This window comes from Bradyrhizobium sp. McL0616, assembly GCF_049993385.1.
Taxonomy (GTDB): domain Bacteria; phylum Pseudomonadota; class Alphaproteobacteria; order Rhizobiales; family Xanthobacteraceae; genus Bradyrhizobium.
In genome coordinates, this window is sequence record NZ_CP188255.1 from 3149221 (window position 1) to 3175604 (window position 26384).

At 63.4% G+C, this 26384-nt stretch carries 32 protein-coding genes; 12 read left to right on the forward strand and 20 right to left on the reverse strand.

Features of this window, described 5'->3' with window-relative positions:
* The first annotated feature begins 102 nt into the window (after positions 1-102).
* The gene (locus tag ACPPVR_RS14875) at positions 103-813 is read left to right on the forward strand and encodes a glutathione S-transferase (RefSeq protein WP_426614942.1); all 711 of its coding nucleotides are present in this window, start codon (positions 103-105) and stop codon (positions 811-813) included.
* A gap of 61 nt (positions 814-874) precedes the next feature.
* Here the strand turns inward: ACPPVR_RS14875 and ACPPVR_RS14880 are convergent, their stop codons facing one another.
* From ACPPVR_RS14880 to ACPPVR_RS14890, 3 genes are all read right to left on the reverse strand, one after another.
* Positions 875-1363 (reverse strand): hypothetical protein, encoded by a 489-nt coding sequence (locus ACPPVR_RS14880; RefSeq protein ID WP_426614943.1) that lies wholly within the window; start codon positions 1361-1363, stop codon positions 875-877.
* Positions 1364-1479: 116 nt separating this feature from the next.
* On the reverse strand, positions 1480-1650 hold the full coding sequence (locus ACPPVR_RS14885) for a hypothetical protein (protein ID WP_426614944.1): 171 nt from the start codon (positions 1648-1650) through the stop codon (positions 1480-1482).
* A gap of 179 nt (positions 1651-1829) precedes the next feature.
* Positions 1830-2309, reverse strand: a complete 480-nt coding sequence (locus ACPPVR_RS14890) for a hypothetical protein (RefSeq protein WP_426614945.1) — start codon at positions 2307-2309, stop codon at positions 1830-1832.
* 247 nt (positions 2310-2556) lie between these two features.
* Here ACPPVR_RS14890 and ACPPVR_RS14895 point away from each other — a divergent pair, with 247 nt between their 5' ends.
* Complete coding sequence (locus ACPPVR_RS14895) at positions 2557-4212, forward strand: fumarate hydratase (RefSeq protein WP_426614946.1); 1656 nt, start codon at positions 2557-2559, stop codon at positions 4210-4212.
* 168 nt (positions 4213-4380) lie between these two features.
* Here the strand turns inward: ACPPVR_RS14895 and ACPPVR_RS14900 are convergent, their stop codons facing one another.
* The 5 genes from ACPPVR_RS14900 to ACPPVR_RS14920 all read right to left on the reverse strand — a co-directional run bounded on the left by ACPPVR_RS14900 (position 4381) and on the right by ACPPVR_RS14920 (position 7909).
* Positions 4381-4677: a hypothetical protein gene (locus tag ACPPVR_RS14900; RefSeq protein ID WP_426614947.1), complete on the reverse strand. Its 297-nt coding sequence runs from the start codon at positions 4675-4677 to the stop codon at positions 4381-4383.
* Positions 4678-4784: 107 nt separating this feature from the next.
* A complete protein-coding gene (locus tag ACPPVR_RS14905) occupies positions 4785-5339 on the reverse strand; it encodes an inner membrane-spanning protein YciB (protein ID WP_426614948.1) in 555 nt (184 codons plus the stop codon).
* Positions 5340-5351: 12 nt separating this feature from the next.
* Positions 5352-5927 carry a hypothetical protein gene (locus tag ACPPVR_RS14910; protein WP_426614949.1) on the reverse strand — a complete coding sequence of 192 codons (576 nt, stop codon included), beginning with the start codon at positions 5925-5927 and terminating at the stop codon, positions 5352-5354.
* 58 nt (positions 5928-5985) lie between these two features.
* Positions 5986-6468, reverse strand: a complete 483-nt coding sequence (locus ACPPVR_RS14915; RefSeq protein WP_426614950.1) for an MAPEG family protein — start codon at positions 6466-6468, stop codon at positions 5986-5988.
* Positions 6469-6511: 43 nt separating this feature from the next.
* Positions 6512-7909 (reverse strand): carotenoid oxygenase family protein, encoded by a 1398-nt coding sequence (locus ACPPVR_RS14920; protein WP_426614951.1) that lies wholly within the window; start codon positions 7907-7909, stop codon positions 6512-6514.
* A gap of 107 nt (positions 7910-8016) precedes the next feature.
* Here ACPPVR_RS14920 and ACPPVR_RS14925 point away from each other — a divergent pair, with 107 nt between their 5' ends.
* A complete protein-coding gene (locus ACPPVR_RS14925) occupies positions 8017-8739 on the forward strand; it encodes a TetR/AcrR family transcriptional regulator (RefSeq protein WP_426614952.1) in 723 nt (240 codons plus the stop codon).
* A gap of 224 nt (positions 8740-8963) precedes the next feature.
* Positions 8964-9530 carry an SET domain-containing protein gene (locus tag ACPPVR_RS14930; protein WP_426614953.1) on the forward strand — a complete coding sequence of 189 codons (567 nt, stop codon included), beginning with the start codon at positions 8964-8966 and terminating at the stop codon, positions 9528-9530.
* A gap of 52 nt (positions 9531-9582) precedes the next feature.
* On the opposite strand, the gene ACPPVR_RS14935 is transcribed toward ACPPVR_RS14930, so the two are convergent.
* Genes ACPPVR_RS14935 through ACPPVR_RS14960 form a run of 6 tightly spaced genes read right to left on the reverse strand, consistent with a single transcriptional unit; the run spans position 9583 to position 15636 of the window.
* The gene (locus ACPPVR_RS14935) at positions 9583-11193 is read right to left on the reverse strand and encodes a response regulator (protein WP_426614954.1); all 1611 of its coding nucleotides are present in this window, start codon (positions 11191-11193) and stop codon (positions 9583-9585) included.
* A complete protein-coding gene (locus ACPPVR_RS14940) occupies positions 11190-12959 on the reverse strand; it encodes an ATP-binding protein (RefSeq protein ID WP_426614955.1) in 1770 nt (589 codons plus the stop codon). Before ACPPVR_RS14940 ends, ACPPVR_RS14935 begins: the two co-directional genes overlap by 4 nt.
* 5 nt (positions 12960-12964) lie before the next feature.
* A complete protein-coding gene (locus ACPPVR_RS14945; protein WP_426614956.1) occupies positions 12965-13954 on the reverse strand; it encodes a SpoIIE family protein phosphatase in 990 nt (329 codons plus the stop codon).
* Positions 13955-13956: 2 nt separating this feature from the next.
* Positions 13957-14361, reverse strand: coding sequence for an anti-sigma regulatory factor (locus ACPPVR_RS14950; protein ID WP_426614957.1), 405 nt, complete (start codon positions 14359-14361; stop codon positions 13957-13959).
* A complete protein-coding gene (locus tag ACPPVR_RS14955; RefSeq protein WP_426614958.1) occupies positions 14342-14731 on the reverse strand; it encodes an STAS domain-containing protein in 390 nt (129 codons plus the stop codon). The genes ACPPVR_RS14950 and ACPPVR_RS14955 overlap by 20 nt, the downstream gene beginning before the upstream one ends.
* Before the next feature lie 2 nt (positions 14732-14733).
* The gene (locus ACPPVR_RS14960) at positions 14734-15636 is read right to left on the reverse strand and encodes an STAS domain-containing protein (protein WP_426614959.1); all 903 of its coding nucleotides are present in this window, start codon (positions 15634-15636) and stop codon (positions 14734-14736) included.
* A 352-nt stretch (positions 15637-15988) separates the two neighbouring features.
* Here ACPPVR_RS14960 and ACPPVR_RS14965 point away from each other — a divergent pair, with 352 nt between their 5' ends.
* Positions 15989-16186, forward strand: coding sequence for a hypothetical protein (locus tag ACPPVR_RS14965; protein WP_426614960.1), 198 nt, complete (start codon positions 15989-15991; stop codon positions 16184-16186).
* Between the two features lie 10 nt (positions 16187-16196).
* On the opposite strand, the gene ACPPVR_RS14970 is transcribed toward ACPPVR_RS14965, so the two are convergent.
* Positions 16197-16556 carry a response regulator gene (locus ACPPVR_RS14970; RefSeq protein ID WP_426616109.1) on the reverse strand — a complete coding sequence of 120 codons (360 nt, stop codon included), beginning with the start codon at positions 16554-16556 and terminating at the stop codon, positions 16197-16199.
* 187 nt (positions 16557-16743) lie between these two features.
* Here ACPPVR_RS14970 and ACPPVR_RS14975 point away from each other — a divergent pair, with 187 nt between their 5' ends.
* Complete coding sequence (locus tag ACPPVR_RS14975) at positions 16744-17238, forward strand: sensor histidine kinase (RefSeq protein ID WP_426614961.1); 495 nt, start codon at positions 16744-16746, stop codon at positions 17236-17238.
* Between the two features lie 182 nt (positions 17239-17420).
* Positions 17421-19982, forward strand: a complete 2562-nt coding sequence (locus tag ACPPVR_RS14980) for an ATP-binding protein (RefSeq protein ID WP_426614962.1) — start codon at positions 17421-17423, stop codon at positions 19980-19982.
* 287 nt (positions 19983-20269) lie between these two features.
* Here ACPPVR_RS14980 and ACPPVR_RS14985 read toward each other — a convergent pair whose 3' ends face one another.
* Complete coding sequence (locus tag ACPPVR_RS14985) at positions 20270-20668, reverse strand: hypothetical protein (RefSeq protein ID WP_426614963.1); 399 nt, start codon at positions 20666-20668, stop codon at positions 20270-20272.
* Positions 20669-20704: 36 nt separating this feature from the next.
* On the reverse strand, positions 20705-20935 hold the full coding sequence (locus ACPPVR_RS14990; protein ID WP_426616110.1) for a hypothetical protein: 231 nt from the start codon (positions 20933-20935) through the stop codon (positions 20705-20707).
* Positions 20936-21035: 100 nt separating this feature from the next.
* Between ACPPVR_RS14990 and ACPPVR_RS14995 the strand changes: the two genes are divergently transcribed.
* The gene (locus ACPPVR_RS14995) at positions 21036-21857 is read left to right on the forward strand and encodes a helix-turn-helix domain-containing protein (RefSeq protein WP_426614964.1); all 822 of its coding nucleotides are present in this window, start codon (positions 21036-21038) and stop codon (positions 21855-21857) included.
* Between the two features lie 67 nt (positions 21858-21924).
* Positions 21925-22590: a DsbA family oxidoreductase gene (locus ACPPVR_RS15000; RefSeq protein WP_426614965.1), complete on the forward strand. Its 666-nt coding sequence runs from the start codon at positions 21925-21927 to the stop codon at positions 22588-22590.
* Between the two features lie 7 nt (positions 22591-22597).
* Here the strand turns inward: ACPPVR_RS15000 and ACPPVR_RS15005 are convergent, their stop codons facing one another.
* Positions 22598-23767, reverse strand: a complete 1170-nt coding sequence (locus ACPPVR_RS15005) for a GNAT family N-acetyltransferase (RefSeq protein ID WP_426614966.1) — start codon at positions 23765-23767, stop codon at positions 22598-22600.
* A gap of 175 nt (positions 23768-23942) precedes the next feature.
* On the opposite strand from ACPPVR_RS15005, the gene ACPPVR_RS15010 reads away from it, so the two are divergent.
* Both ACPPVR_RS15010 and ACPPVR_RS15015 read left to right on the forward strand, forming a co-directional pair.
* Positions 23943-24371, forward strand: coding sequence for a YeeE/YedE family protein (locus tag ACPPVR_RS15010; RefSeq protein WP_426614968.1), 429 nt, complete (start codon positions 23943-23945; stop codon positions 24369-24371).
* A gap of 5 nt (positions 24372-24376) precedes the next feature.
* Entirely contained in the window at positions 24377-24844 is a 468-nt protein-coding gene (locus ACPPVR_RS15015; protein ID WP_426614969.1) for a DUF6691 family protein, read from the forward strand.
* A 57-nt stretch (positions 24845-24901) separates the two neighbouring features.
* Here ACPPVR_RS15015 and ACPPVR_RS15020 read toward each other — a convergent pair whose 3' ends face one another.
* Both ACPPVR_RS15020 and ACPPVR_RS15025 read right to left on the reverse strand, forming a co-directional pair.
* Positions 24902-25240 carry a hypothetical protein gene (locus ACPPVR_RS15020; RefSeq protein ID WP_426614970.1) on the reverse strand — a complete coding sequence of 113 codons (339 nt, stop codon included), beginning with the start codon at positions 25238-25240 and terminating at the stop codon, positions 24902-24904.
* Between the two features lie 110 nt (positions 25241-25350).
* Positions 25351-25755, reverse strand: coding sequence for a hypothetical protein (locus ACPPVR_RS15025; RefSeq protein ID WP_426614971.1), 405 nt, complete (start codon positions 25753-25755; stop codon positions 25351-25353).
* 152 nt (positions 25756-25907) lie between these two features.
* Between ACPPVR_RS15025 and ACPPVR_RS15030 the strand changes: the two genes are divergently transcribed.
* A complete protein-coding gene (locus ACPPVR_RS15030; RefSeq protein ID WP_426614972.1) occupies positions 25908-26141 on the forward strand; it encodes a hypothetical protein in 234 nt (77 codons plus the stop codon).
* Positions 26142-26384: the final 243 nt, after the last annotated feature.

Below are 26384 nucleotides of genomic sequence, written 5' to 3' on the forward strand. Positions count from 1 at the left end.
CAATGACGGAGTGTTCAGCGAGGCCGTTCCCTCTCTCTCTGACGAAACCTTCAACCGCATGCTACATTGGCTCCGTCGCTCCCACGCTCACGGATCCGTCCCATGAAATACGAGCTCTACTACTGGCCCGAGATCCAGGGCCGCGGCGAATATGTGCGGCTGGCGCTGGAGGAGGCGGGTGCGGCTTACGTCGACGTTGCGCGCGGCCCGCGCGGTACGGCTGCGATGATGAAGATGATGGACGACGTGCACAAGGGCACGCCGCCCTTTGCGCCGCCGTTCCTGAAGGCCGGAAAACTCGTCATCGGCCAGACCGCCAATATCCTGCTCTATCTCGGCGCCCGCCACGGCCTCGCGCCGAAGACCGAGGCCGGCAAACTATGGGTGCACCAGCTTCAGCTCACCATCACCGATTTCGTGCTGGAGATCCACGACACCCATCATCCGCTCGGACCTTCGCTCTATTACGAAGACCAGAAGCCGCCGGCGAAGAAGCGCACCGCCGATTTCTGGAGCGTGCGCGTGCCGAAATATCTCGGCTATTTCGAACAGCTTCTCGACCACAATGGCGGCACTTGCGTCACCGGCCGCAAGCTGACCTATATCGATCTCTCGCTGTTCCAGATCGTCGACGGCCTGCGCTATGCTTTCCCCAAGCGCATGAAAGCATTCGAGGCAGATATCCCGGGCCTTGTCGGACTGCACGACCGGATCGCCGCGCGGCCCAACATCAAGGCCTATCTTGCAAGCGAGCGTCGCATCCCCTTCAACGAGCAGGGCATCTTCCGCCGCTACAAGGAACTCGATGGCTAGAGCGTGTTCGAGCGAAGTGGATGCCGGTTCGCGTGAAGAAAACGCGTCGAAATAAGAGACTCTAGCCGGTCCGGAGGGAGGCTGGCGGCAACCTCCGTTCCGGACCGGCCGCTTCGGGCGCGATCAATCGCCCAAAGACATCAGGGATCGCGACCGGTTGCGCGCGCGCCGGGCCGATCGTCGCAATGAACAATGTCGAGGCGAGCAACAGCACCAGGCCGGGCGCCTGCAGCGCGCGCGGCATGTCGGACGCAAGATGGCGCCGGTCGAGCCCCATCCCGATCAGCCAGGCAAGCATCACCGCGATGAACACGACCATGAAGGCCTTGTCGGCGGCCGGTTGGTCTTTCTGGATAACCGGGCGAAGCCGCTCGGCAAGCAGCGCCGGATCAATCCGCTCGAGCCACCAGCCGCAGAGCGGGCCGAGCAGGACGGAGGTGATAAGGAGCACCCAGGCGCCGGGCCAATGCAGCGTGCCGGCGGCCGCGAACAGCAGCGCGCCCATCGCGGCGGTGAGAATCGTGTTCTGCAGGAGCAGGCGTGCGATCATGCGCGGTTCCCCGGGCAGTCGCGCATGAGTATAGCCGTGCTATCCGGCAAAGATGCGACCGGACACGCGAAAGGCCCGATCAACCGGATCGGGCGATCCATCGCAGGCCAGAGCGATCAGGCGAGCTGATCGATCCGCGTGCCCTGTCCCGGCGGCAGCGGCGCGGGCGGCGTCGGCTGATAGGTCGGATCGTTGTCGTTGGTCTTGGCCTGGTCCTGCTGCTTGGTCGTGTCGTAGCTCGGGACCACGACCGTCACAGGCGGCGGCGCAACGCTGGAAACGCTCATCCACAAATCCTCACAGATTGAAACAATTGACCCTGCCCTGTGAGGGACGAAAGGTCTGTCAAGCCAATCGTTAAAATGCGAGGGATCTGGTGCGGTGGGACGCGCTGCCTGTGCTTCCGCAGTTGCATGATTTGACAGACGTCGGCTCTCTCCTCGTCAATGACGGAGTGCGTGCCGGCCTACTCGTCCTTCGGCCGCGTGATCGCGATTGAGGCGTCGGTCTTGGTGCGCGTGCACTCCATGTTGAGGCGCTTGTAGCGCATCGACACTTTGTCGCCGCGCAACAGGCCCATGCGCTTCAGGCAGCGCGTGGCGCCGGTCGTGGCGTCGTCCTTTGGCAGCGTAAACGTGATGGCTGCGGCCGACGCGACCAGATCAAAAAACTTCGGCGTCGGCTTGCGGTCACCCTTGGCGTAGAGCTCGTTGGAATAGGTTTGTCCCTGGGCGCGGCAGCCGAGCGAAAGCTCCTTTGCCGCCGGGTGGGTCAGATAGATGATGTTGGCGGCCTTGAAGTTGACCTTCAGCCCGTCGATGCCGCTCGCGAGCTGCTTGGCGATGTCGTCGCACTGGTCCGCGCGCGCAGGCGAGGCGAGGGTGACAAGGCCTGTGATTGCGGCGGCGACCAGAATCGCGCCGCGGACGTCCAATTTCAAAACCATGATGAAAAGCCCCTTAGGGCGCGCATTCAACCGTCGTCGCGCGCGAAGCGCAAGGGGTGCAACCAGGCTCTCATGGGCACAATCATGCTCACCTGCCTTCAACCGGCGGCGGCCGGAAGATGGCCGCCCTGACACCGAATCGGGATGCCCGGGCCGCGCCAGAGCGCCTTCCCTTTACGGCAAAAAAGCTTAGAACGCTTCTATGCTAGGGGTCCGCGCGAGGGCTCCAAAACCCGAGATCTGCCTCATGAACGCTCCCTCCGCCTTCCCCGACCCGTCAAAGCCCGTTCCGCCCTACAAGCACACCCCGCTGTTCCCCCTGGGCAAGGACGAGACGCCCTACAAGAAGATCACGGCGGAAGGCGTCCGGGTCGAGAAGGTGTTGGGCAAGGATATGCTGGTGGTGTCGCGCGAGGCGCTGCGGGCGCTGTCGGAGGCGGCTTTCGGCGACATCAACCACTACTTGCGGCCCGGCCACCTGAAGCAGCTTCGCGCAATCCTGGAAGACGGCGAGGCGAGCCCGAACGACAAGTTCGTCGCGCTCGATTTTTTGAAGAACGCCAACATCGCGGCCGGCGGCGTGCTGCCGATGTGCCAGGACACTGGCACCGCCATCATCATGGGCAAGAAAGGCTGCAACGTCATCACCGACGGTGACGACGAGGCGGCGCTGTCGGAAGGCGCGCGCGATGCTTATCTGCGCCGCAATCTGCGCTATTCGCAGGTCGCCCCGCTCTCGATGTACGAGGAGAAGAACACCGCCAACAACATGCCGGCGCAGTGCGAGATCTACGCCGAGGGTGACGACGCCTACAAGTTCATGTTCATGGCAAAGGGCGGCGGCTCTGCCAACAAGAGCTTTCTGTTCCAGGCGACGCCCTCGGTGCTGACCAAGGACCGGCTGCTCGCGTTCCTGAAGGAGAAGGTCCTAACGCTGGGCACCGCGGCATGCCCGCCCTATCACCTCGCGATCGTGATCGGCGGTACCTCGGCCGAGCTCTGCATGAAGACGGTGAAGCTCGCCTCGGCCCGCTATCTCGACGCGCTGCCGACTCACGGCTCGCCTGACGGCAACGCCTTCCGCGATCTCGAGATGGAGCAGGAAATTCTGAAGATGACGCAGTCGCTCGGCGTCGGCGCGCAGTTCGGCGGAAAGTATTTCTGCCACGACGTGCGCGTGATCCGGATGCCGCGCCACGGCGCCTCGCTGCCGATCGGGCTCGGCGTATCCTGCTCGGCCGATCGCCAGGTGCTCGGCAAGATCACCAAGGACGGCGTCTATCTCGAGGAGCTCGAGCACAATCCGGCGCAGTATCTGCCGCAGGTCGAGCAGTCGCTCGGCGGCGACGTGGTCAAGATCGACCTCAACCAGCCGATGAAGGACATTCTGGCGACGTTCTCGAAATACCCGACCAAGACGCGGGTCTCGATGACCGGCACCATGATCGTCGCGCGCGACAGCGCGCACGCCAAGCTGCGCGAGCGGCTTGAGAAGGGCGAGCCGCTGCCGGATTATTTCAAGAACCATCCGGTCTATTACGCCGGCCCCGCCAAGACGCCCGAGGGCTACGCCTCCGGCGCGTTCGGTCCGACCACCGCAGGCCGCATGGATTCCTTCGTCGACCAGTTCCAGGCCGCCGGCGGCTCGATGGTGATGGTGGCGAAGGGCAACCGCGCACCGGCCGTGCGGGAGGCCTGCAAGAAGTATGGCGGCTTCTATCTCGGCTCGATCGGCGGCGCTGCGGCGAACCTCGCCGAGCACTGCATCAAGAAGGTCGAGGTGCTCGAATATCCCGAGCTCGGCATGGAAGCGATCTGGCGCATCGAGGTCGTCGATTTCCCGGCGTTCATCATCATCGATGACAAGGGGAACGACTTCTTCAAGGAGTTGAATCTGGGCTGAGGAGGCGTGCTCGTTTCCGAGCAGAGGCTGACGCCTTCACACTCCGTCATTGCGAGCGCAGCGAAGCAATCCATCTTTCCACGAAGATGAGGCTGGATTGCTTCGTCGCAAGAGCTCCTCGCAATGACGGCGTGGAGACGGCGCGCGTGCCGGTCAGGAAAGCCGGTCCTACGCCTTCGCGCCCGTGAACGGGAAGCTGCCCATCGGACCGATGCCCATTTCGCCGCTCATGCTGTCGCCGGAAACCTTGCCGATGAACTCGAGCGTCAACGGCATCGGGTTGGTGATGGAGACCTTCCAGTTGACGGCGTCGCCGCTGATAGTGCCATCGAAGATCTCGGCGGTATTGCCTTCCGCGCCCTGCGTGCCCGTCAGCGTTCCGCCGGAGTTCAGCAGGGTCAGTGTCGCCTGGCGCTCGCCCATGGGCGTCGTCATGGTCAGATTCCAGTTGCCGTCTACGGCCATTCCCGTCTCCCGAACAAATCCCGGCGGGCCGCGACCATCCGCAGCCAGTCCTGGGCCGAGCATATAGCGCAACTCGCGGCAGCTGACTAACGCCGCGTGAGCGGCAATCAGGCGCGGGCGGCAGCGCGCCGGCGGCTGGTGACGATGAGCCTGAGCACGACGTATTGGACGGCAAAGGCCAAAATCTTGGCGCCGCCGGCGACCACCGAAATGTAGAACGCCCACAGCTTCAGATCGCCGGTGGAAGCGACCGCGATCGTGCCGGCGCCGAGTGCGAACATCAGCGCCGCCCAGGCATAGCCCGCGGCCGTTACGTATTCCGGCACGGTCTCGACGACGATCGGCGGCATGTAGCGCAGCATCCAGCCGCGCTTGAGCATGATGATTCCGATCGCGAAATGCGCGATCGCCGGCTTTGCCAGCATGAAGCGGGGATCGTTGGTGAGCAGCGTGACCGCGCCGAGCACGACGACGAGCGCGAGGCTCGCATAGGTCATGAAGCTCAGCTGATGCCCTTTGACGCGCGCATAGATCACCTGCGCGATCGCGCCGGCAATTGCCACAGACGTCGCCAGGATGACGTTATCGGTGATGAGATAAATGACCAGGAAGATGATGGCCGAAAGGAAATCGGAGGCGAGGCGGGCGAATACGTCCTTCATCGTCTATCCCTGTCAGTGGGTGCTGGGCTGCGCGCCGGCCGGCGCACCGTACTTGATCTGGCGATATTCGGGATACCACTTTGTGAAGTAGATCGCGCTGTTGCGGGCGGCGAAGGCGACCGCGAGACCCAGCCAGACCGGCAGGCCCGGGAAGTATAGCAGCACGATGTTGGCTGCCATCATCAACAGTGCAGCCACGGTCCAGGCACTGGTAATGATGTAGTTCGCCGTGAGAAAGCCGGGCATCGCCGCAGTCTCGGCCGGAACGGACTCGATCGCATATTGCAGCGTGAAGGGGCGGCGAGCGAGCATTGAACCCAACGAAATGACGAAGATGCCGATGTCGACCGAGAGCTTGACGCCGAGCGTGCCGAGCTTCGGATCGAGCAGCGCCAGCGTGAGGCCGATCCCGGCGAACAGGATCGCCGAGCCCGCAGCCAAGATCTTCACCGAGCGGCCGCGTGCAACGTCGATGGCGATCGTGGCCAGGCAGATTGCGGAGGCCGCGAACACGCTGATCGTGGCCGACGTCGCGAACATCAGGAAGGTGTAGACGCCATAGGGCGCAAGGATCAGGAAAATCGTCATGGACTGCCTCAATCGAACCAATCTTTACGTTGTAAAGATGACTAATCAAGCGAAATCTTTACAGTGTCAAAATGACGTGGATGACCTGTAAAAACTCAATTGTTGCAATGGCTTGATCTGAGATTTCGTCGGCGAATGAGGCCCAGGGCAGGCGCGACAGGATGGTCAGCGCGCTCGTGATCAGCAGGCCGAGGCTCAGCGCGATGCCGCCGCCGCGGCAGATCAGAAATCTGAGCGAGCCCGGCGTCGCGTACATGCCAAGCGGATGCAATAGCCGCGACAGCACAAGCAAACCCATCAGCACGTGAACGCGCACAGGGGATGCGCCGGACATTTCGAGCAGCGCGACCATCAGCGTGATGATGGGGACGTATTCCATGAAATTGCCGTGGGCGCGGATCGCGCTGCGCAGGCCCGCATCGCCGCCATCATTGAAGGCGGCGCCCTTGCTCCGCCGCAGCCGGATCACCTGGAGCGCGAGGGCTGCGTAGATCAAAGCGAGGATTGCGAGATAGTTCGCGGTGATCGAGGGCATGTGCATGCGCGGCCTCCCTGGTGATGCTTCCGCAATGACGGGGAGGGAGCTACGCCGCCCCCACCCAATTGCCGTGAAAGCCGTCCGGCACGCGGTGGCCGAGCTGAACCAACGCGGCGGGGCCGGCCTCGATATCGGTTGCGTTGAACACGGCGAGGTCGCTGCGGTTTTCGCGGGCGCGCCAGACCACCGCGAGCAGCCAGCCGTCGCCTTCCGCCGCATCCGTCGATCGCTCGACGAACACCGGCTCGGAGATGGTGTCGCCGGCCGGCAGCAGATAGTGCCCGAGCCGCTTTCCGGTGCCGTCGACATGGACGATTCCGGACAGCGCGCCGAACATCGGAAGCCGCGGATTGGCGCAGGCGTACCAGCCGTGACGGCTCTTCAGCCCGGCGCGGCGATCGTCGATGCGCGGGAATTCGCCGGTGAGATCGTCCAGATAAGTCTGCTGAAAGCGGTCGGTATTCCCTGAAAGATCGAACGTCCAGCGGCAATGGCGGGCGCGCGATTTTTCCGGATCCGTCGGCCGTCCGTCCGGATGCGGAAACAGAGGCGCCTCCTCGAACTGCATGACGTCGGCGATGATGCGGTTGCCGTCCTCCCACGCATTCATGACGTGGAAGACGTAGCAGGCCTCACTGCGAAACCAGACGATGTCCTTCGCCGTGCCGTTGCGCTTCATCACGCCGACATAGGCGCCTTTCTCCGGCTCCCAGGCATAAGGCGGCCGCCCGCTCATCGCGCGCTCCATGCTGCCGGTGATGGGCAGGATCGGAAACAGCACATGGTTCTCGGTGACGATGAAGTCGTGCACCATGCTGGCATAGGGCGCTTCGAAACGTTCGAAGCGCGTGGCCTTTCCGGACGCATCGATCGATCCGTAGGAGAGGGCGGGCGTCAGCGGACCGGCTGCGTTGTAGCCGAAGAACACCAGCTCGCCGGTGATGGGATCGATCTTCGGATGCGCGGTAAAACTGCCGGCGACGCGGCCCTGGTAATTGTGATAGCCGCGGGTTGCAAGCGTACCCGGCTCGATCTCGGTCGGCAGATGCGCCTCTTCCAGTGCCAGCAGCTTGCCGGCGTGGAAGATGATGTTGGTGTTGGCGACGCCGCCGTCGGTGAGGTTTACCGGTGCATCCGGCAGCTTGCGGCCGAAGCCGCCGAACAGCGCGCGGCCGGCGTCGTGCTCGGCAAGCCATTTCGGCGTCCGGACCCAGCGGTTGCGATAGCTGGCGCGCCCGTTCTCGAGGTGAAAGGCGTGCAGCATGCCATCGCCGACGAACCAGTGCGAGCCAGGCGCCTCGAACTGCGGGTTGGGGCCGTTGCGATAGAGCGTGCCGTTCAGCTCGCGCGGCAATTCGCCGATGATCTTGAGGACGGGCGCGTCGGCCTCGAATGGAATCGGTCCGACGTTGTTGCGGCGCTCGGCGATAGCGTCCTGCTGCACGGCGTATCCCTCCCTTATCTTTACATCGTAAAGATGGAATAGGGGCGATTGCAGCATTCGTCAAGCGAAATCTTTACACTGTCAATATTGCGTCATATAGCTTGCAGATGGCCAAGAGCGACACCAAGAGCGAAGCGGCGCGTAGCCCGCGCAATCCTAGAAAGACATCATCGGCATCGGGTCCTGCGCGTCGCCCGGCGAGTGCGAAGACCGAGACGCCCTATCACCACGGCGCCCTGCGCGAGGCGCTGCTCCAGGCCGCCGAGCGGGTGCTGGAGCGCGACGGGCTCTCGGGCCTGACGCTGCGCGCGGTGGCGCGCGAGGCGGGGGTCTCCCATGCGGCGCCGACGCATCATTTCGGCGACCTCACCGGGCTCGTCAGCGAGCTCGCGGCGATCGGCTTTCGCCAATTCAACGCGGCGATGGTGGCAGCTTGCGACACCGCGACCACGCCGCTGTCGCGCGCGTTGGCGCGGCCGAAGGCCTATGTCGCCTATGCCCAGGCCCATCCCGGCATGTACGGATTGATGTTCCGCACCGAGCGCCTCGACTATTCCAGGCCGTCGCTGAACGAGGCGGCCGAATCCTCCTTCGCCGGACTCGCCAATGCCGTCGGCGCGATGCGGCAGGAACAGATCAGCGGCAACGCGCTGACGATCGAGCAGGGCGCCGCGATCGCGCGGGCCTGGTCGATGGTGCACGGCTTCACCATGCTGCTGCTGGACGGACGGCTTGAGGATATTTTGGAACGGCTACCCGCGGGCACGACCGCCGAACAGCTGCTGGAAGCGATCCTGAAGTCGACCGTCGCGGCAAAACTGTCTGCATAGCACCGCAGTATTTCGGCTGTGTTGAGGACGCTGCTCATGGATTGGGCGCCTGAAAGGGCAAATGTGAAGGATGCTGTCCGGGAACTCCACGCATCAGGCATCTTCACTGTGGGCAAGGTTCAAACGCGGCCGGGATAGGCCTGACAGCGCCGCGGAATCGTTCTAGAAGAGCGACTTCGCTTGGGTCTCATCCGGCCCTGTTCGCGTCCTCGTTTCCAACGATCATGCCAGCCATCTCTTCGAACAAACCTTATCGCGTCGGCCGCTCCAAGACCGGGCTTGGCCTCTTCGCTACCAAACCGATCAAGAAGGGGACCCGGATCGTCCGCTACTTCGGACCGATCCTGGATTCGCGCATCCCCGCGCAGGACGACATCGAAAACAAATATCTGTTCGAGCTCAACGGCCGCTGGACCATCGACGGCTCGGTGCGCAAGAACCTCGCCCGCTACATCAACCATTCCTGCCGGCCCAACGCCGAATCCGACGTTCGTCCGCGCGAGCGCAAGGTGTTCATCCGCGCCATCAGGAACATCGAGCCGGGCGACGAGATCAACTACGACTACGGCACCGACTATTTCAAAGCCTATCTGAAGCCGATCGGCTGCAAGTGCCCCTCCTGCGAGACCAAGCGCAAGAGGCTGCGCGCCGAAGAGCGTGCCGAACGCGCCAAGGTCAAGGCGCGCGCCGAGCGCAGGGCCGAGAAGGCCGGCGCGAAGAGCACCACGGCGAAAAAGAAGAAGCTGAACGGCAAGCATTTTGCCGGCAAGGTCGGCCGCGCGAAGGCTTAGCCGCGTTTCAGTCGCGGTCGGGCTCTCACGTCAGTCCCCAACTTTGCCTTGATCACGGCCTGCTCGAGCTGCCTGCATCCAGCGCCATCCGAACTGCCGAAGCGAGTTCGGCGGGCCGGAACGGCTTGCGCAGAAACGGCGCAGTGCCCATTGCCGCTTCCAGCGCGGCGGAATCCGCATAGCCGCTGACGAACAGGACGGGCAGGGACGGCTGCACGGCCCGGGCCGCCCTGACGACCTCGGCGCCGTTGGTGCCCGGCATCGAAAAGTCGATGATCATCAATTGCGGGTTCACGGTCCGCTGCATGGCAAGCGCGGCATTGCCGTGGTCGGCCTCGTGAACCACATATCCGATCTCGGACAGGAAGCTGGTTATGAGACCGCGGACGTCGTGATCGTCGTCCACGACCAGAATTCGCTCGGCATGCCCGCTTTCAGCCGCGGCTTGTGCCTCGGCGGTCGTCTCTGTGCCGGCAATCGACCGGCGAAGTGACAGCACGACCGAAGTGCCTTTGCCGATCTCGCTCTTGATGTCGACATCGCCGCCCATCTGCCGCACCAGTCCGTAGACCTGTGACAATCCGAGGCCCGTCCCCTTGCCGGGAGGCTTGGTGGTGAAGAAGGGATCGAACGCGCGCGCGATCACTTCGGGCGACATGCCGGTGCCGGTGTCCGTTATGGACAGCATGACCCTGCGATTGTCCGGATCGCTGCAGGCCGTGGTGATGGTCAGTGTCCCGCCGTCCGGCATCGCATCTCGCGCATTGATTGCGAGATTGAGGAGGCTGACCTCGAGCTGGTTGTAGTCGGCGACCACGAAAGGCGCGCGCGCATCGAGATCGGTCTTGATCGCGATGTTGGCGCCGAGCGACGTGTTGAGCAGATCGGATGCGTCCACGATCAGGCGATTGAGGTCGACGGATTCGGTTGCAAGCTTCTGGGTTCGCGAAAATGCCAGCAATTGTGCCGTCAGCTTCGAGCCGCGCTCGGCGGCCTTGAAGGCGTTCTCCGCAAGCCTCGCGATCCGCGGCTCGGTCGCACGTGCCCGGATCAGGTCGAGATTGCCGACGACCGCGGTCAGGAGATTGTTGAAATCGTGCGCGAGCCCGCCCGTCAACTGCCCGACCGCCTCCATCTTCTGGGCCTGCAACAGCTCGGACTCGACCTTCTGGCGTTGTGCGACCTCCTGGCGCAGTTTCCGGTTGGCCTGCTCGAGTTCTGCGGTGCGTTCCTGAACCTGCTTGTCGAGCGTGGCATTCAGTGTCCGCAGCGCATCTTCCGAGCGGCGGACACGCAGCAGTGCATGGATCGCAGCGGCAAGCTCGAGCGGTTCGGCGGGTTGCACGAGGTAGGAATCGGCGCCGGCGTTCAGCCCGCTGACGCGATCTTCGGACGTCGTGAACGTCGCCGACGTCTGCAACACCATCACTTCCGGCCATTTCGTCTTGATGAAGGCGCAGACCTCGAAGCCGCTGATGTCGGGCAATTGCACGTCAAGGAGCACGAGCGGCGGTTTGTGCAGCTCGACCAGGCGAAGCGCTTCCGCGCCGGTCTGCGCCTCGATCACCGCAAATCCGGCGGCGAGGAGATCGCGTGTCTTGACATAGCGCTGTGATTCGAGATCGTCGACGTTGAGGATGATGATCTTTTCATCGGTGCTCATGAGACACCATGAACGGCGTCGCGCAGGAACGAGGACACGCTTTCCCGGGAGATCGCGTTCTTGGAAATCAGCCGCACATACTCAGGCAAACGCGACCTGAGCGAGGCGTCGATCGTCATCGAGGTCGAGACGATGATGGGGATGCCGTTGGTGCGATCGTCGGCGGCCAGCTGTTGCAGCACGGTAAAGCCGTCCACCGCCGGCATTTGCAGGTCGAGAACGATGACGTCGGGCTTCTTCTCACGCGCCAGCCGCAATCCTTCCTCGCCGCCGTCGGCTTCCATGAACTCGTAGCGCGTCTCGTTGCCGACGATCTGGCGCATGACGTAGCGGAAGGTCTCGTCGTCGTCGATCAGCAGCACGCTCTTGCTGTCGTCGGCTGAGCGCGTCAGCATTTCACGATCCGGCTCGCCCAGCGACGCCGGAATCTTCAACGAGAAGACTGAGCCCTGGCCCGGGCCACTCTCGACCATGAGGTCGCCGCCCAAGAGGCGCGCCAGCGAACGCGACAGCGGCAGGCCAAGGCCGGTGCCCTTCACCTTTCGCTGCAGCTTGGTGTCGACCTGCGAGAATTCCTCGAAAATGCGCTCATGGTGCTCCGACGCGATCCCGATGCCGGTGTCGCGGACGGAGAATATGACGTTGGCGCCGTTATCGCCGGTGCGCGCGGTGACCCGTACTTCGCCTTCTTCGGTGAATTTCAGCGCGTTCGAGACCAAATTGCGCAGGATCTGCGCCACCTTTGCCTCGTCGGTATAGAGCGGCGGCAAGTCCTTGGGGGATTCGAACAGCAATTCGACTGCGGTGCTGGTCAGCAGCGGCTTCAGCGCGCCGCGCAATGCGCCGAACAGGCTCGTGACTGCGAACCGGACCGGCTTGATCTCCGCCTTACCGGCCTCGACCTTGGCGAGATCGAGCATGTCGTTGACGAGGTCGAGCAGGCTTTCGGCCGACCGCCTGATATAGCCGACCTGTCGTTCCTGCTCCGGGGTCAGGTCGCCGTCGATGCGGTCGAGCAGCAGGCGCGACAGCGCCAGCACCGAATTCAGCGGTGTCCTGAATTCATGACTCATGTTCGAGAGGAAGCGCGTCTTGAGTTCGCTCGCTTGCCGTAATTGTTCGGCGCGGCCGTCGAGCTCGGCATAGAGCGCCACCACGCCGCGGTTGGTATCGCCGAGCTCCTGGTTGAGCTGCTGGCTTTCCTCTTCACGGCGCCGCAGTTCTTCCAGGTTCTGCATCAGCTCGCGGTTCTGCTCCCTCAACGCGGCGAGGGGATCGGACGAGGTCTCCTTCTTCAGGCTGGAGACGATGTCGGTGAGCTTGGAGCGCGGCCATGAATCCACGTGGCGCGGCAGCCGGTGCCCGACTTCGACGGTCGTCCCCCTGCCGGGTTTCGAATCGATGGTGAATGTGTCCATCAGCCGGCGCGCGCCGATCAGACCAAGGCCCATGCCGCTTGGCGAGCGGTACTGCCCGTCGAGGATGAGCTGGAGATTGTCGATGCCCGGCCCGTTGTCGCAGATGCGAACGACGAAACGCTGCGGCGTTGTGGCGGCATCGAGGATGAATTCGGCGCGCCCGCCGCCGGCATAGCCGTAGGCGTTGCGCGCGAGCTCGGAGACTGCGGTGGCGATGCGGGTCTGGTCCTGCCGTTCGAATCCCAACATATCGGCGACGCGATGAGCGCGCTGGCGGACCGCGACGACATCGCTCTCGTTCTCGATCGGGACGGTGACGATGGGCCACGATTTGGAGGATGTCGCCATGAGCATCACCATTTGGCCACGAGCACGGTCGCGTCGTCGCGATGCCGGGTGAGGTCGCGATAGAGGATCGCGGCGATCAGTGACGGGTGAAGGGCCGCCAGATTGGGGTAACGGTCGACCGTCCAGCTCGAGGCCAGTCCGTCGGAATGCAGGATAATCAGGCCGTGCTCGAATGCATAGTCGAAGGCCCGGATTTTTCGCGTGTTGAAGCCCGCGGTTCCCGGCATCGACACCATCCGCTTGGTCTCGCCAGCTGTGATGATGACGCCCGCGACGTTGCCGATCCCGGCGAAGTTGATGTTCTTCGTGACGGGGTCGAAGCGCGCGATGGAGATCGCTGCCCCGCGCGTCGATCGCAGGCCGCCATGGACGTAGTCGATCAGGTTGGCGACGCTATGACCGTTGTAGCGGTGGAACAGCCGTACGGCCTCAACGGCCGCTTCCGCGGCTTCCGGCCCGTGTCCCAAGCCATCGGCCACGAGCAGCGTGCGGACATTCCCCGCATTGGAGACGCTCCAGGCGTCACCGCAGACGTCTTGGCCCGCCATGGGAATGGAAACGCCGCCCCAAGTTGGGACGGTGGGCGGCTTACCGGAAAGGGGCGTGCCCGGCGCCACGCGAGCCAGCACGGCAGTCCCTATACCCGGCCAGGAGCCGATGTCGACGAAGTGCGATTGCCGTATCACGGCACCCAGGCCGCGCCCCGCGGTGCCGGCGCTGGAATACCCGTCTTCCAAACATGCCGCGACATTGCTCATGCCGGCACCCTTGTCGAGTGCGAGGATTTCAATGCCCTGGCTTTCGTTGTCCTCATAGGTGCCAACGAGAATTTCCCCGCCCGACCCGTGCTTGAGGAGGTTGGTTGAAAGTTCGGTCGCGACCAAAGCGAGTTTGCCCGTGTCGGTCTCGGTAAATCCCACGCGTTGTGCGAGATCGGTTGCTGCCCGCCTTGCCTCCGCGACGCCGCTCTGATCGTTGACGCCGACGGACTTCATGATCATTTCCAACGTGCGATTGTGACTTTGGTGCCTGTGCCTGGCTCCGAGACAATGGAAAATTCGTTGCACAACCGCTTGGCCCCGCCGAGGCCGAGACCCATGCCCTTGCCGGAGGTGAAGCCGTCCTTGAGGGCCTGCTCGATATCCGCAATGCCGGGTCCCTTGTCCTCGAACGTCAGCCGAACGCCGCGGCGGCCACCCTGGTCGACGATCTCTGCGGTGACGTCTCCACCTCCGCCATAGTCGAGCGTGTTGCGCGCGAGCTCGCTGGCCGCCGTGATGACCTTGGTCTGATCGACCAGGCCCAGCCCGACCTCGACCGCCAGCGTTCGGGTCAGTTGCCTGACCCGAACCACGTCGTCCGAGATCTTGATCGCAAGGCGCTCAGTCTTCGTCGTCGGCATCGTCAGCCTCCGCCCCGGAGAGGCGGGCGTGAATCATGGCCATGCCACGTTCGACATTCAGCGCGGTCTTCACGCCGGTCAGCGACAGGCCGAGCTCGACGAGCGTGATCGCGACGGCGGGGCGCATTCCGACGACGACGGTGTCGGCGTCGAGGATGCGCGAGACCGCGGCGATGTTATCCAGCATCCGGCCGATGAAGCTGTCGACAATCTCGAGCGCCGATATGTCGATCAGAACGCCGCGCGCATTGTGCGCGACGATCTTGCTGGTGAGGTCTTCTTCCAGCGCCGTCGCGAGCCGGTCGTGCATGTCGACCTGAATCGTGACGAGAAGCGCGGACCCGAATTTGAGAATAGGGATGCGATCCATCGTCAGGCGTCCTGCCCGCCGACCTTCTTGTCAGGACCGATGGCCTCGACCCTCCTCGTCTTGACGACGGCACGCCCGGTCTGCCGCAATGCGACCGCGAACGCGTCGGCCAGCGAGGCCTTCGAGATCACGTTCAACTCGACACCGAGATGCACCATGGTCTGGGCGATCTGGGGCCTGATGCCGCTGATCAGGCAGTCGGCGCCCATCAGGCGCGCGGCCGCGACCGTCTTCAGAAGGTGCTGGGCCGTGAGCGTATCGACGGTGGGCACGCCGGTAATATCGATGATGGCGATCTCGGCCTCGACGTCCACAATGGTTTGCAGGAGATTTTCCATCACCACCTGCGTCCGCTGGCTGTCGAGCGTTCCGATCAGCGGCAAAGCGAGAATTCCGTCCCACAATTTGACGACCGGGGTCGACAGCTCGGCGATCTCGCGCTGCTGGCGAACGATGACCTCTTCACGCGCCTTCTGGAAGATTTCGAGCGTGAACAGGCCGAGCTCGTCGAGCAGCATGGTCGACGTCCAGACCGTCTCGGCGATCTGCTCGGCGGACAGCGTCTTGTCGCGATTGAGCGCGTTGAACAGCGGCTGCTTGAGCGAAAAGATGAAGGTTGCGGTTTCGCTCGGAGAAAAGCCCTGCAATGCGCGGCTTCGCGAAAGCTCGGCGAGCATCGCCCGTGCCGGCTCGAACGCCGCTCTAGACGTGTCGGTCCCGCCTTGTCTCAGTGCCTCGTGCAGGAGATGGAGGAAGTCTTTGGACTGCGATTGCAGCTCGCCTTCCGAAATGCGGCCGGTATGGAGGATGCCGGCCTTCTTCTGCAATTCGACCCATTCCGGTAGAATGGTCTTCTCGTTATGTGAAACGAGCGATGCGACGTCGTTTCCCGCCTGCCCAGCCATTAAAGTTCTCCTCCATCACGCATAACCGCGGCCACTCGTTGAGAGCGGGCGGCACTCGGTGGCAATTGCGCCCGCCTGCATCCAGTGAATTGGTTGGTATTGCGTTGCTCTCGGCAACACGATCTCTCAGCCTGAAGAGCTGAGACCCCCGGTATGTCGTGCTCCAACGCGCGAGGGAACCATTAGTTCCATAGCTATGGGAACTTCAAAGCCATCGATGCTTAAGTGCATTTTTGAACATTCGAATTCCAAAAGAGCGGGCATGTTTTTGGAACAGAACGCGGGGCTTGGGCATATTAGGCTCGCAAGAGTTCAAAGCCTGCGGTTAGGACCCGTAAGACGAGGGTGTGTCATGCAGCGTCGCCGTTTCAAACAGACCCAACCCCTGGAACAACGACTTGCCGAAGAGGCAAAACGCCTCCGCGAACAGGCCAGATCAGTCCCGCCTGGCTCTCAACGCGAACATATGCTCCGCAAAGCCCGCCAAGCTGAAACCGGCTCGCACATGAGCGAATGGCTGAGGTCGCCCGGGCCACAGCCGCCGGAATAAGGCCGCTCAGCTAAGCCGCCATCTGCTCCAACGTAGCAACCAGTTCGGCCGGTCGAAATGGTTTGCTGAAGAACCTGCCGCCTTCTGGAATGACGACCTCTGCCGAAGCGACATGTCCGGATACGAGAATGATCGCGACCGGGGGCCAACGGCGGCGGACCATTGCGACCAACGCCATCCCGTCCATGCCGGGCGGCATGTCGATGTCGCTGAGGATGATCTTGATGTCGGATCGGTTCTCGAGGAGCTGGATGGCTTGTTTGGCGTTTGCCGCCTCCAAGGTGGGAAAGCCGGCTTCTTCGACCATATCAACTGTATTCATTCGCAGCAGAGGCTCGTCCTCGACCACCAACACGACCGGCTTATGCATCTTCACTGATCCTCCTATCCGTCCAGGTCAGCAAGGAGTGTCGTGAAGGTCGCCTCGAAGCCCGAAGGTTGATAACCGAGCTGCGCGCCTTCTGTTCCTGCGAGGCCCGTTGTCGAACTTCTCCAACGCTTGGTGCTGCTAACGCCACTTGGAACTGCGGATTCGTGCTTCCGGATCGGAGGCTTGAATGGCCGTTCGGCAGATCATAGCGTCTGCCCCCAAGGATGAGGGCGGATGGGTTTCGATAGAGATCATCGCGGAGTTTGAGAACGTGCACACGAACCGTCTCATTGCGTCAGTCGTGGACATGCCGGCCAAAGTCAGAATCGACTCAGGTCGAATAGTCCAGCTTCTGTCGAATCTCCTTGGAAATGCGCTTGCCTACGGTGACCCGGATGCGCCCATCACGGTCGTTGCCAAAGCGAATGGACGCGGCTTCGAAATCAGCGTTGCGAACAACGGACGACGTATTCCGGACGAGGCCATGCCATTGCTTTTCACAGCCTTTCATCGCGGAAAAGTCCTGCCGAACGAAAAGGGATTGGGGCTGGGGCTATACATCTCGCAAGAGATAGCGCGCGCTCATAGTGGTGGAATCCGAGTGATGTCCACGGCTGAGCAAAACCATCTTCACGGCCGAATTTCCGTTCGCTCTAGACGACTAGGGCGCCCGTTGGCCTGATCGCGGCGGCGATGCCGTGAGCACTGCGGAAGAGCTGAAATGGTTTCCGTTCTGCTGAGAATTAATGGCTAGGCAGGTTCTGCTTTTGTGCAAGAGTATCTTTTGCAAGCGGATTGCCAGGGCAGGCTTACGAATTGACGAAATTATCGACTTTGGATGGGCGCAACGATGCTCTGCCTTTCTTGGCCGATGGCGGCGCGATGGGATCGCTGATCCGCGCCTACCGATGGGCTGCGACACCCCTTGGCGATGCATCTGCCTGGCCTGTCGAGCTCAAGACGCTCGTCTCCCTGCTGCTCACGTCACCGCAGCCGATGTTCATCGCATGGGGACCTGAACGGACCTGGCTCTACAACGATTCCTTCACACCCATTCTCGGCGACAAGCATTCTGCCGCCCTTGGTTCGCCTGCGATGCAGGTCTGGGCGGAGGCAGAAGATGCGATCGGACCAATGTTCGACCGCGTCTTCGCGGGCGAGCCGTTCTACATGGACGATTTCAGCCTCGCGCTGAAACGGAACGGGGTGCTTGCCGAGGCCCACTTCTCGTTCTCCTACACGCCGGTCCGCGATCAACAGGGCACTGTGGCGGGCCTGTTTGGGACCTGCATCGAGACGACCGCCTCCGTTGTCAACGCGCGCCTGTTGGCCACAAGCGAAAACCGTCTTCAGATCGCTCTCTCGGCCGGCAACAGTGTGGGCACCTGGGATTGGGATGTCCCCTCTGACCGTGTCTTCGCCGATAGCCGGTTCGCTGAGCTCTATGGCGTTGATCCCGAGCGCGCCAAGGTTGGCGCCCCGATTGCGGCGTTCTTCGAAGGCATCCATCCGGATGACGTCGGTCGGGTACAGGCCGAGGTCGCCAAAGCCATGGAGATCGGCGGACCCTTGAGTTCGGAATATCGCCTGCCACAGCCGGACGGGCAGGACCGGTGGGTGGTCGCGCAGGGCCGCTGCGTCCTGTCGCTTGACGGCAGGCCGCTTCGGTTTTCGGGCCTCAGCTTCGACATCTCCGGCAGAAAGAAAGCCGAGATCAGGCGGGAAGCGCTGGTGAGGCTGACCGATGACATCCGCGACCTGGATAATCCGCAAGACCTGACTTTCGCGGCTTCCAGGATCCTCGGCGAAACACTCCATGTCAGCCGGGCCAGTTACGGCACGATCGATCCGGAGGCGGAAACTCTGACCGTCGACAGGGACTGGCTGGCCCCTGGCGTGGAGTCGCTGGCGGGTACCTTGAACCTTCGAGACTACGGATCCTTCATCGACAGTCTCAAGCGGGGCGAGTTCGTTGCCATCGACGATGTCGACCGGGATGAAAGAACGACTTCCGCCGCTGAAGCCCTGAAGAGCCGCAGCGCGGGCGCATTCGTCAACGTACCGGTGATCGAACAGGGGCGGCTGGTCGCCGTGCTGTTTCTCAACAACGCAAAAGCGCGGACATGGGCAAGTGAGGATCTTGCGCTGGTCCAGGAGATCGCCGAACGGACGCGGACGGCGACTGAGCGTCTAAGGGCAACGGAAGCACTCCGCCAGGCGAACGCGACTCTCGAAGCCAAGGTGGAAGAGCGGACCGCCGAGTTGGTGGCAGCAGGCGAAGCTTTGCGGCAATCCCAGAAGATGGAAGCGATCGGCCAGCTGACCGGCGGCATCGCGCACGACTTCAACAACCTTCTGGCCGGAATATCCGGAAGCCTCGAATTGCTCGACAAGAGGCTTTCGCAAGGCCGGCTGGAAGGCGTCGGTCGCTACATCAACGTGGCCCAGGAATCGACCCGGCGCGCCGCCGCACTGACGCAGCGTCTGCTGGCTTTCGCCCGGCGTCAAACGCTCGATCCCAAGGTCATCGACGCGAACCGCACGATCGCGGGCATGGCCGAACTGCTCACTCGGTCGGTGGGTCCGGACGTTCACGTCGAAGTCGTTCAGGCCGCCGGCCTCTGGGGCACGAGACTCGATCCTTCGCAGTTGGAGAATGCGATCCTCAACCTGTGCATCAACGCGCGCGACGCCATGGCGCCCAACGGTGGCCGCATCACGATCGAGACGGCAAACAAGTGGTTAGACGATCGGGCGGCGGACGAGCGCCACCTTCCACCGGGCCAATATATTTCGGTCTGTGTCAGCGACACTGGCACGGGCATGTCGGCCAGCGTCATCGAAAAGATATTCGATCCGTTCTTCACCACGAAACCGCTCGGCCAGGGGACCGGTCTTGGCCTGTCCATGATCTACGGCTTCGTGCGGCAATCCGGCGGCCAGGTGCGCGTCTACTCCGAGGTCGGCCAGGGCACGACGATGTGCCTGTATTTCCCGCGGTTCGTCGGCGAGCTCTCGGACGACGAGCGTCCGGCGGATTTGCCGGGTGACGGCGGCGACGGCGAAAGGGTGCTGGTCATCGATGATGAACCCGCGATACGAATGGTCATCGCCGAGGTCCTCACCGAAGTCGGCTATCGGGTGATCGAAGCGGCCGACGGGGCATCCGGTCTCAGGATCGTCCAGTCTGGTGGTCGGGTCGATCTTCTCATCACCGACGTGGGGCTGCCGAACGGTCTGAACGGACGACAGGTCGCGGACGCCGCACGCAGCATCAATCCGAACCTGAAAGTCCTGTTCATCACCGGGTTCGCGGAGAACGCCGCGATCGGAAACGGCCATCTCGAGGCCGGCATGTCCGTCATCACGAAACCGTTCTCCAACACCGTGCTGGTCAACAAGGTTCGCCAGATCATCGACGGTTAGGTCGCCCGTCGGGCAACGGTGCCCGGCCTTCCCTGCGCCCTTTTTCGAAAGGGCAAGTCGAAGCAAAGCTCGGGCGAGACGCGCCGCGAGGACGGGAGGGCGTGTCAGCGATTTGAAGGCGAGTCAGGAAACGACGGCAATGCACCTTGCTCCGTCATTGCGAACGCAGCGAAGCAATCCAGTCTGTCACCGTGGAGGGATTCTGGATTGCTTCGCTGCGCTCGCAATGACGAGATGAAGCAACGAGCATCATACTAACGACCGTCACCCATGACGGAATCGACTTCTCACGCTGCGGCCACACCGCCGCTCTTCCGCAGTCCCACATACTGCAACTCCGCGAACACACCCGTCGCGATCGCCTGCGCCACGACCATGAGTTCGCCGAGCAGGTTCGGCGACACCGCGCCCGAGAACAGCAGCGCGATGCTGCCGACGGTCCAGGCGGCGTTGCCGATCACGACCAGCAGCACGAGCGGCTTCGGCACCACCGCGCGCGAGGCGAGCCAGCCGACCAGGGCGGTGTAGGCGATCAGGAACAGGCCGGTCTCGCGCAGCAGGGCCTCAGGCAGGTTGAACAGCGTCGCGAATGCGGCTGCGCCAAAAGTGAAGCCGAGTGCGGCGATGCCGCTGAAGATGGCGTCGGCAAGCAGGGCGCGGCGCAGGAATGTGGATGCGTCGATCATCGTGGTCTCCATGGTTGGGTTGGGCTTGCGGTAAACTTAGTGCCCACAGCGCCACCAGGCGCGGAGCAGGCGGGCGAGGCGGAACGGACAGAGGCTTCTGCCGACGCTGTGCTCGAAGGCGGTGATGTGGGCGACGACATAGTCGCCAGTCGAATGCACCAGCGGTTCCGGCATGTTGAGGCCATGCGCGAGCAAGCGGGTCGCGAGCTTCACGGTCCAGGGCAGGAGGTAGTCTGCGACGGTCCGGTAGAGCAGCAGCGCGATCATGGTCATCTCCTGTTGCGAGGAAGATGCGCCGCGGCGAGACCCAGTTCGATTACCTCGGGGGTAATGGAAGGGGCGAAATCCACGTGCTAGGTTTTCGACCATGAACGCACATGCATCCACGGCACGCGCCGAACCCAGCCAGCCGATCCGTATCGGCGACCATTTGCGCGAATGGCGGCAGCGCCGCCGGATGAGCCAGCTCGATCTCGCGGGCGAGGCGGAAATCTCGGCGCGGCATTTGAGCTTCGTCGAGACCGGCCGCGCGGCGCCCTCGCGCGACATGGTGCTGAGACTGGCCGAGCGTCTCGATGTGCCCTTGCGCGAACGCAACGTGCTGCTGGTCTCAGCCGGTTTTGCGCCGGCATTTCCGCAGCGTCCGCTGGAGGATCCGGCCTTGAAATCAGCCCGTCAGGCGATCGACCTCGTGCTCAAAGCACACGAGCCCAATCCGGCGTTGGCTTACGACCGGCACTGGAATCTGGTGACCGCCAATCGCATGGTAGCGCCGCTGCTCGACGGCATCCCGGAGCGGCTGCTCGGCCAGCCCTTCAACGTGCTGCGGCTGGCCTTTCATCCCGAAGGGCTGGCGCCGCGCACGGTCAATCTCGCGGAGTGGTGCGCGCATCTGCTCGAGCGCTTGCATCGGCAATGCGAGGCGACGGCCGATCCGGAGCTGATCAAGCTCTACCACGACCTGAAGAGCTACCCGATCCCGGCACGTGCGGGCCCGCTGTCGAGCGACAATGTCGCAATCCCCTTCAAGCTGCGCCATGACGGGGGGATACTAAGTTTCTTCTCCACAACCATGGTGTTCGGGACGCCGGTCGACATCACCCTGTCGGAGCTGGCACTGGAGACGTTCTTTCCGGCCGACGAGCGCACCGCTGCATGGCTGAAGCGGACGGCCGCAAATATGGGGTGACACCCTTGCCTCGGGCGGTGTTCGGCTTATCTTTCCGACAAAGCCGCGCTGCCCGAAGGAAGCACCAATGAGCACACTAAAACCGCTGCAGATCGATGTCGTCTCCGATGTGGTGTGCCCCTGGTGCTATATCGGCAAGCACCGGATCGAGAGCGCACTCGCGCTCGTCCCGGACGTTCCGGTCAAGCTCAATTTCCGCCCCTTCTTCCTCAATCCCTGGGTGCCCCGCGAGGGCATCAGCCGCGAGGATTATCTCACCCAGAAATTCGGCTCGGTCGAAGCCTATAAGGGCATTGCCGGCCGCGTCGTCGCAGCCGCAAGCGAAGAGGGGCTCACCTACCGGCCTGAACTCGTGGCGCGTCAGCCCAATACGACGGACTGCCATCGGCTGATCCTCTGGTCGGAAGCGATCGGCAAGGCGCCCGAGATGAAGCAGCGCCTGATGGAGCTTTATTTCCGCGACGGCGGCGATCTTACCGATGTCAACGTGCTGGTGCAGGCGGCCGCCGATGTCGGTCTCGATGCCGACGACGTGCGCAAGCGCCTTGCCACCGATGAGGACGTCGCGCGCGTCACGGCGGATGCGCAGGAAGCGGCCGAGAAGGGCATCTCCGGCGTGCCGACCTACGTGTTCGCGCAGAAATACGCCGTCTCCGGCGCGCAGGACCCGAACCTGCTCGCCCGCGCCATCCGCGAGGTCTCGGCGGAGATCAACGCGCAGGCTGCGGAGTAGCGTTCGCTTATTTGCGGAGCAGGTGGATCGCGCGTCGCGCGGTCTCACGCGCGACGTTGCGAGCGACAAACGCCGCGTGAATCAGCGCCACGACCGGATCGTTTCGCCTGAGCGGAATCAGCACGTCGCCGATCGCAAAGCGCCCGCGCCAGATCGGATTGATCATAGGATGATCGGCGCTCGCCGTGGAATCCGCGCTGGCAATGGCCGGATCGGCGCAGAGATGGCGGGTGAGTTCCAGCGTCAGCTGCACGCCCGGTGAATATTTTGCAAAATGCTCGTCGATGCCGAGCTTGAAGAAGAAGGCGCGGTCCTGATGGCGCAGCACGATGCCGGCGGCGACGGCCGACGTGCCGGCGCGGAGCGTGATGATCTCGCATTGCGCGGTCTCGGCAAGCGCCGGGACGGCGCGGCGGATGAAGGTCGCATCGCCGGCGTCCTGCAACAGCGCGGTGCCGCGCTTGCCTTTCCAGCCGCTGGCTTCGAGCTGCAAGAATGTTTCGAGCGCGGGCCTGATTTCGTCCGGCCTGCGCGCGACGTCGAACAGGACCGGACCATGCTCCTCAAGACGATGGCGCTGGCGGCGCAGCTCTTTGAGCTTCTTGGCGCCGAGTCCCTCATGCAGGAGCTTGTCGGCATCACGCGTCGCATCGAGGCTGGCGCGGATGTAGGAGGAGAGCACGCGCGGCTTCAAGCCGCTCCGGCCGAGCGTATCATTGAGCGATGTCATGGCCGCACCGTCGAGCGCGACGTCGCGCAAGATCAGCGCATGCGCGCCGGCCTCGCGCGCCTGCTGCAACAAACGGGGTGCGGCTTGCGCCGAACAATCGCGGTCGATCAATGGGCTGCACAGCGTGCCATAGGGATGCGCGCTTACCAGCGCGGGCAGGGGAATGTTCCAGGCCTGCCAGAGCGAGATCACGGGCATCAGCCCGATCAGCCGCGTCGAAGAGCCGTCGAATGCGGGCAGCGCCTGCGCACCCGTGCGGCCGCGCGCGGTAGCGCTGACGGCAAGCTCCCAGGCGGGCAGGTAATAGCCGTTTGGCTCGATCGCCCGCTGCGCCAGCGCGCGCCATTGGCCGGGCTCGATCGCCGTGAGTGGGACACGCGCGTGCGCCATGGCGGCATCCTTTGCCGATGCCGGATTGATCGCAGCTTGGTGCGCGATGTCGACCACGTCCCGTCGTCCCCGTTCACGCGGGCGCAAGCCAGCGTTACGTGGTCATGCTTAGCGCAAAGATTGGAAAATACAGTTGGGACGCCGCTTCAATTCGAGTGGTATTGTTAACGCCTCATTGAGCATGCGGGCGGCGGCGGGCCGCGTGCTGTGATGCAAGCTCCGGAGGATCATGATGATTGCAACGCCTTTCACGCCGGTGGCTTCGCTCGTGGGCGGAGCGTTAATAGGCTTGTCTGCGGTGCTCTTGATGTGGACGACGGGACGAATTGCCGGCGTCAGCGGAATCGCGGCGCGGCTGTTTCCGCCCTATGAAGACCGTGAATTCGCAGGCCGGCTCGCCTTTGTCGTGGGCCTCGTTGCCGCGCCGGTGCTGCTGCGGCTCGTCACCGGCAGCCTGCCGGCGCAGACGATCGCGGCAGCGACGCCGGTGCTGATCGTCGCCGGATTGCTCACGGGCTTCGGTGCGGTGTGGGGCAGCGGCTGCACGTCCGGCCATGGCGTCTGCGGCCTGTCGCGGCTTTCGGTGCGCTCGCTGGTCGCCACCGTCACCTTCATGGCGGCCGGCATGGTCACCGTCTTCGTGATGCGGCACTGGAGCTGACGCCGATGACAATCCTCGTTCAATTCGCGATCGGCTTGATCTTCGGCGTCGGCCTCATCGTCTCCGGCATGTCGAACCCGGCAAAGGTGCTGAACTTTCTGGACGTCGGCAGCATACCAGCAGGCGCGTGGGATGCGAGCCTCGCCTTTGTGATGGCCGGCGCGGTGGCCGTAACTTTCATCGGCTTCAACCGCGTCTTGAAACTCGGGCGCCCCGTCTTCGCCGAGCGCTTCTATGTTCCCAAGCGCAACGATATCGATCCGAGGATCGTCGTCGGTCCCGCCATCTTCGGTATCGGCTGGGGATTGGCAGGCTTCTGTCCGGGACCGGCGCTGACTGCGCTCGGATTCGGTTCGGTATCCGCCTTCATCTTCGTCGCTGCGATGTTTGCCGGCATGGTGCTCGCGCGCGTCATCATGCAGTTGTCGTCCCCGGCGGGTGCCATCAGGCCGGTCGATCCAGTTGAAACCTGACACCAACGGGACCGGGCGAGTTGCCTCGTCCGGTCCCGTCGATCATGGCTTGATCGATTACCAGCGATCGCCGCCGACACCGACGCCCACGCTGACGCCGGGCGCGCGGATGCCGACGCCGCCGCGCGGACCATCGTCCCAGTCGCGGTCGCGATAGGCGCGGCGCTCATAGTAGCGGTCGCGCGGCATGGCGTCGTAGGAGTCGCGCACGATCACGCGCGCGCCGCCACGGGTGCGATAGCAATTGCCGGCGTCATCGCAGACAAGCCGGACCTCCTGAATGAGATCGGGGCTGGTGTATTCGCTGGTCGTGTAGAAATCCGCAGCTTTCGCGCCGCCGGACGCGGCCAGCGCGCCGACGCCCGCCAGCAGCGCAATCGTCAATGTCCTCATCATGTCCTCCTCCGAAACTGCCCTCGGCGGTAACAAGAAAGGGAGGCGGTGATCGTTCCGGCCCAATTACAGGTTTTTCCCGGAACTGGATTTCGCCTCTGCGCCATCTGAGCCTAGATCGGCTCATAAAGCTCGGAGCCGCAGATGTCGTCGGCCTCGGCACGACGGCGATCGATGACCTTTCCGCCGGTGATCGTCACGATATAGGTCTGGAGGCCGAGCGCAGAGCCGGTGGCGGAGGTCAGTTGCGCACGGACGCAGGCCGTCCAGCCCGGTCCGCGCACCTCGTGGTGTGGCGGGGCGACATGCACCTCGCGCGGATACGACGTGTTGATGAAGACCACATCGATCTGCTCACGCACCACGCGCTTGACGTCGGGCGGCGGGTCGGGCGATGGCTGCTCGGCCTCCTTGAGGCGCATGAACTCGGGCACTGGCGCACGGCTGTCGGCAAAGCCGCAAGCGCCGAGCGCGAGGGCGCCGACGAGCAGCGCCACATGAGCAACAATCCGCAACATCCGTGAAGGTCCCCTGCGGGCCAACAGATAGGCGCGAATACGAGCCAGCGAAGTCCTGGCCGATCAACATTTGCTGAAGCGGTGGAACCCGCAGCATTTGCTATTATGCGATTGCAGGCTAGTTTGTACCCCTGACGAGGGGAATTGTACCAATGAGGATTTTGGTCATAGCGGCCGCGGTGCTGGCGCTGACGGCGGCCTCCGCGCAGGCGCAGATGGGTGGCGGCGGCAGGCGTGGGGGCAACGAAGCGCCCAAGGCAGACAACAAGCCCAAGGTCGACGAAAAGGCCTACAAGGCCGCGCTCGAGCGCATTCCCGAGCCCAAGGAAAAATATGATCCGTGGAGCGGGGCCCGGCCGAGCGAGCCCGCGAAGAAATCGAAATAAAGCGGGGCGGGGATCGTGACCCGCTTGCGATATCAAGTCGGCCTTGTTGCGCTCCTGTAGGTAGCGGCGCGGCCAGGCGTCGCCTTGGAGAGTCGGGCCGCGATCCCGGCGGCTCGCGCTTCTCGCCTTTGCGATAGATCACGCGGGACATGTCGGCAATCCGGTTCGCGCTTTTCGAATATCATAGCGGCGGTCTCACAGCACGATCGCCCGAGCTGATGCCGCGAACCTCGATGCGCGCAG